This is a genomic window from Pseudolysinimonas sp. (assembly GCF_031389465.1).
In the GTDB taxonomy this organism is placed as follows: domain Bacteria; phylum Actinomycetota; class Actinomycetes; order Actinomycetales; family Microbacteriaceae; genus Pseudolysinimonas_A.
The window spans coordinates 1-2,511 of record NZ_JANMSQ010000127.1 but is presented as its reverse complement, the minus strand read 5'-3'; the positions used below and the strand labels follow the sequence as shown (position 1 = coordinate 2,511).

General features: G+C 66.9%; 2 protein-coding genes and 1 pseudogene. 2 read left to right on the top strand and 1 reads right to left on the bottom strand.

Annotated features, from left to right (window positions below):
- Positions 1–112 precede the first annotated feature (112 nt).
- Positions 113–691 (top strand): GNAT family N-acetyltransferase, encoded by a 579-nt coding sequence (locus tag RMO30_RS04835; RefSeq protein WP_309710232.1) that lies wholly within the window; start codon positions 113–115, stop codon positions 689–691.
- Positions 692–719: 28 nt separating this feature from the next.
- Here RMO30_RS04835 and RMO30_RS04830 read toward each other — a convergent pair whose 3' ends face one another.
- Positions 720–1,805, bottom strand: coding sequence for an acyl-CoA desaturase (locus RMO30_RS04830; protein ID WP_309710228.1), 1,086 nt, complete (start codon positions 1,803–1,805; stop codon positions 720–722).
- A 138-nt stretch (positions 1,806–1,943) separates the two neighbouring features.
- Here RMO30_RS04830 and RMO30_RS04825 point away from each other — a divergent pair.
- Positions 1,944–2,511: pseudogene (locus RMO30_RS04825) on the top strand (hypothetical protein); the annotation flags it as partial.

Genomic DNA, 2,511 nt, shown 5'->3' with positions numbered 1-2,511 from the left:
GCGGTACCCGCGACCGGTCGCAAGGGCGGCCCGTCGGCCCCGGCACACGCCCCCGCGCGGCGGCGCTGACCCGACGGTTGCCCGTGTCGGCCGTGCGGGGTAGACACTCCGTATGGCCGAGCATGTGATTCGGGCGCTCTCCCCCGAGACCTGGGACGCATACGCGGCGCTGATCGAGAAGCACAACGGCGTATGGGGCGGATGCTGGTGCACCTACTTCCACGAAGATACCGACGCCGACCGCAAGAAGGAGCTCGGAGGTCCCGCTTTCAAGAAGCGGATGGTCGAACTCGGCATCGCGCACGCGGCGCTGGTCTTCGACGGTGACCAGGCGATCGGCTGGGCCGAGTACGGCAGCCCGGTCGAGCTGCCCAACATCTACCACCGCAAAGAGCGCGATGCTTCGGGCATCGACCCCGCGACGTACCGCATCACGTGCTTCTTCGTCGACCGTGATCATCGGCGGGCCGGTGTCGCGTACGAGGCGCTGCAGGGTGCGCTCGACCTGATCGCCGCCGTGGGCGGGGGAGTCGTCGAGAGCTACCCGAACACACTGGTCGAGGGCAAGAAGACGTCGTCGTCGTTCCTGCACAACGGCACGCGCGAGATGTTCGAGAAGGCCGGGTTCGAGTTCATCCGCCCGCTCGGGTTGAGAAAGACCATCGTGCGGAGGGTCGTTCCCGCGACGTAGATCAGTGCGCGGGCACGCCGCAGAGCGGCTAGAGCCGACCGAACTGAAACACGACGGGGCACTCGAAGATGCGCGGGGCGCTGCGCCCGACGGTACGCATGTAGCGGATGACGACACGGTAGGCCTCGGTGAGCGTCGTCTCGGTGTACAGGATGCCCTCGGCGGCGCAGGTGTCGCGCACCATCCGCCGGGCCGCGAACAGATGCGGGCGCGCCATGCTCGGGAAGAGGTGGTGCTCGATCTGGTAGTTGAGGCCGCCCATGAGCATCGTCATCGACCAGCCGCCGCGGATGTTGCGCGACGACAGCACCTGCTTGCGCAGGAAGTCGGGCTTCGCGTCGATCGAGAACATCGTCATGCCGATGTGGTTGGGGGCGAAGGCCAGGCCCATGTAGGCGCCGAACACGGCGAGCTGCACGCCGAGGAACGCGAACGCCATGCCGATCGGCAGCACGAGGAAGACGGCGCCGACGACGATCGCCATGCGTGCCATGAGCAACACGATCTCCATCGTGCGGTTGTCGACCTTGCCGCGTCCAAACGCGTGGCCGAACGACTTCACGTGCAGGTTGACGCCTTCGAAGGCGAGCAGCGGGAAGAACAGTTTTCCCTGGTGGCGGGTGATGATCGCGCGCAGACCCCGGGCGGATGCTGCGTCAGTGTCGACGAACGAGACCGTGTCGACCTCGAGGTCGGGGTCTTTGCCGATGACGTTCGAGTTGCCGTGGTGGCGGGTGTGCTTGTTCATCCACCACGAGTACGAGAGTCCGACGACACCCGACGCGAGCGCGCGGCCCATGCGGTCGTTGGCCTTGCCGGAGGTGAACACCTGACGGTGGGATGCCTCGTGCCCGAGGAACGCGAACTGGGTGAAGATCACTCCGAGGGCGGCGGCGATGAGCAGCTGGAACCACGAGTCGCCGAGCAGCACGAACCCCGCGATCGCGCCGCCGAGGGCGAGCACGAGCGTCGTGAGCAGCGACATGTAGAAGACCTGGCTCCGACGCAGGAGGCCGGCATCCTTCACCTGCTTCAGGAGCGGGGCGAACCCGCTCGGCGTCGCATCGCGCGGGGTGGTCGTGCGAAATGGGCGAGCAGCGGGGGCGAGAGTCACAATCGGCCTCGGGGTTCGTCGTGTACGACTTCTCAGCCGGCGAGTGAGCGGAACGCTCCAGATACCGTCAAACCTACCCGGTCAATTCTGTACGCCGGCCCCGGTTGACGCCAGGTAACGACAGGCGTACCGTGCCGCATGCCCGATTCGACGGTCGACTGGCTTCTGAAGTCCGATCCCGCGATCCGCTGGCAGGTGCTGCGTGACCTGACCGACGCCTCACCTGAGGATGTTGCCGCCGAGCGGGCGAAGGTGCCGCGCGAGGGCTGGGGCGCACTGCTGCTGTCGAAGCAGGAGCCGACAGGCGACTGGGGCCCCAACGACGAGCCCGGCGACCACTGGCAGTGGAATCTGTCGACGCTCATGCAGTTGCGCTGGTTCGAGCCCGACCCGTTCGACGACAGGATCGTGGATGCCATCGGCCGCACCCGCGATCAGGTCACCTGGGGCGAGGAGTTCGGCGAAAATCCGTTCTTCGACGGCGAGGAGGAGCCCTGCATCAACGGCATGACGCTGTCGATCGGCGCCTACTTTCACCAGCCCGTCGAGATTCTCGCCACCCGCCTGCTCGGCGACGAGCTCGGCGACGGCGGCTGGAACTGCGAAGCCGACTACGGCGACAGCGTCGTGTCGTCGTTCGACTCGACCCTGTGCGTCATCGAGGGGCTGCTGCTCTATGAGCGGGCCGGCATGCCGCAGGCGTCGG

What these genes read in the sequence shown, in the direction of transcription:
- RMO30_RS04835 (WP_309710232.1), top strand. Translation starts at nt 113, where the DNA reads ATGGCCGAGCATGTGATTCGGGCGCTCTCCCCCGAGACCTGGGACGCA.